At 44.1% G+C, this 2,599-nt stretch carries 2 protein-coding genes; both read left to right on the plus strand.

Going from position 1 to position 2,599, the window contains the following annotated elements; genetic code table 11:
- Positions 1–216: 216 nt before the first annotated feature.
- Entirely contained in the window at positions 217–1,737 is a 1,521-nt protein-coding gene (istA, locus tag BC792_RS18185; protein WP_211357587.1) for an IS21 family transposase, read from the plus strand.
- A gap of 22 nt (positions 1,738–1,759) precedes the next feature.
- Positions 1,760–2,497, plus strand: coding sequence for an IS21-like element helper ATPase IstB (gene istB / locus BC792_RS18190; RefSeq protein ID WP_148910439.1), 738 nt, complete (start codon positions 1,760–1,762; stop codon positions 2,495–2,497).
- The last annotated feature ends 102 nt before the right edge of the window (positions 2,498–2,599 follow it).

Genomic DNA, 2,599 nt, shown 5'->3' on the forward strand with positions numbered 1-2,599 from the left:
AGCTGTCTATAACGGAGGTCAACGGGCCATTCAATTCGGCTATAATACCCAATTATTTCGGAAGTCACTGGGCCAAAAAATCTCCTTAATTTCGGAGGTCGTCGGGCCATTTCTCCGTTGAAAACGGAGGTCATTGGGCCACTTTCCTTTTAAACTGCCTAAGTTGCTGCTGTATAAACTTATCACAGCAGTATGGCAGGACAACGGAAAGATAAAATGGAACTTAGAACACTTATCCTTCTTAAGGAAAAAGGACTCAGCAACCGTAAGGTTGCCGAAATGATGAACATCAACCGTAAAACGGTAGACAGTTACATGCGACGTTTTAATGGACTGGAACTGGAGTACCGTGAGCTTTTGTCGATGGAAGACGCTGAGCTTCACGATCTTTTTACCGAAGAAGACCAAACTGAAAAAGAACGTTATGAAGCCTTATCTTCGCAGTTCAGTAATATTCAGAAAGAGCTGAAACGTCCAGGTGCCACCCTGCATACTATCTGGCAAAATTACCTGCTGGAGTATCCGAATGGCTACCGTTATACGCAGTTTACAACACATTACAGGCATTGGAAAGGAAAGGTAAAAGCATCAGGAAAGCTCGAGCATAAGGCAGCCCAGAAGCTTTTTGTAGACTTCACCGGCAAGAAAATGCATTATGTGGACCGGGAGACAGGCGAAGCTATCCCCGTGGAGATCTTTGTTGCTGTATATCCATGCAGCCAATATACTTTTGTCAAAGCGGTAGCCAGCCAGAAACGCGAAGACTTCATCGATTGCCTGGATAGCTGTCTAAGATGGTCAGGTGGAGTACCCCAGGCCATAGTCTCTGATAACCTAAAGTCAGCTGTGAGCAAAGGCTCCAAATACGCTCCGGAAATCAACAAAACCCTTGCGGACTTTGCTCTTTTTTACGGCTGTGTAGTGGATCCTGCCCGCCCTTACCACCCTCAGGATAAGGCATTGGTAGAGCGCAGTGTCACCTTGGTATACCAGCGTATCTTTTATCCTTTGGACAATCAGACCTTCTTTAGTCTGAATGATCTCAATGCTGCAATTGCCGAACAGTTGGTACTTTACAATGATTACCTGTTTTCACACGGGGGTGCTACTAGACGGAGTCAGTTTATTGATCTGGAAAAAAAATATCTGGGTCCGCTACCTACGTCCACATATAATCTGAGGTACTTCAGGCGCGCAAAAGTGCAGAAAACATCCCATATCTACCTAAGTGTGGACAGGAACTATTACAGCGTTCCCCATCGCTATATCGGCCATCATGTAGAAGTTCAGTATAATAAAGAAACAGTGGAGGTCTTCTATAACTTTCAGCGGATAGCTAAACATCAGCGATCGTTCCGGCCAGGATCCTATACCACCCTCGGAGATCACATGCCTTCTTCCCATCAGGTCTACAACGACTGGAATCCGTTATACTTTGAGCAGCGGGCTTCGGCTATCGGTGCCTCTACCCTGGAATATATCCGAAGGCTTATTGCGCAGTACAATTACCCTGAACTGGCATACAAACAAGCGCAAGGAATACTCTCATATGCAAAAGCATATGGTGCTACACGATTGAATAATGCTTGCAAAAGAGCGCTTTTACATCACTGGGCATCCTATCAGACCATATCAAATATTCTGAAAAATGGACTTGACACACTACAGGAAGAACCTCAGGCGATATTCAGCATCCCTATGCATGAAAACTTGCGGGATGCATCAATCTATAAATAATACCAAAACACATAAAAGTAATATGAACGAAAACACAACAATCGAAAAGATGCGCAAAATGCGTATGACGACAATGGCTGAGCTCTATAGATCCAGCGTGAATGAAAACCTTTATCGTGAGATGAGCGTGGATGACTTTATGGCGACGATAATTGATGCTGAATGGGAAGCCAGGCAGAATAAGAACATTGATAATCTTATTCAAAAAGCCTGTTTCAAGGAAAAGGCAACAGCTACAGACATTGATTACACACCTTCCAGAGGGTTGGATCGCAATATGTTCGAAAGATTGCTTTCACTGGGCTTTATAAATCGCCGGGAGAATGTTATTCTGACGGGGCCTGCTGGGTCAGGAAAAAGCTTCCTCGCTCAGTGCATAGGTGTTAAAGCCTGTCAGATGCTTTTCAAAACACTTTACCTGAACACAGGGAGGTTCTTTGATATGGTGAAAATAGCGCGGTTGGACGGTACCTATCACAAGTTTCTCAAAAGAATTGAAAGAGCAGAATTGCTCATACTGGATGACTTCGGCCTCACCCCGATAGATCAGCAGGCAAGAACGGCTTTATTGGATATTATAGAAGATCGCTACAACAGCGCTTCACTGATCATGGCTACACAGATACCTGTAGAAAAATGGCATGGGCTCATTGGCGAAAGCACGATCGCTGATGCTATCCTAGATCGGGTCACTTTCTCTTCTCATAGAGTGCTACTGGAAGGCGAATCTTACAGAAGAAAAAAGAAATTGGAATCATAATCGCAATTATATATTATTGTAATCGGAAAGTGGCCCAATGACTAGCGAAATAATTGGCCCAATATCACCGAAATCACTGGCCCAGTATCACCGAAATAGACA

Source organism: Sphingobacterium allocomposti (assembly GCF_008124885.1).
Taxonomy (GTDB): domain Bacteria; phylum Bacteroidota; class Bacteroidia; order Sphingobacteriales; family Sphingobacteriaceae; genus Sphingobacterium; species Sphingobacterium allocomposti.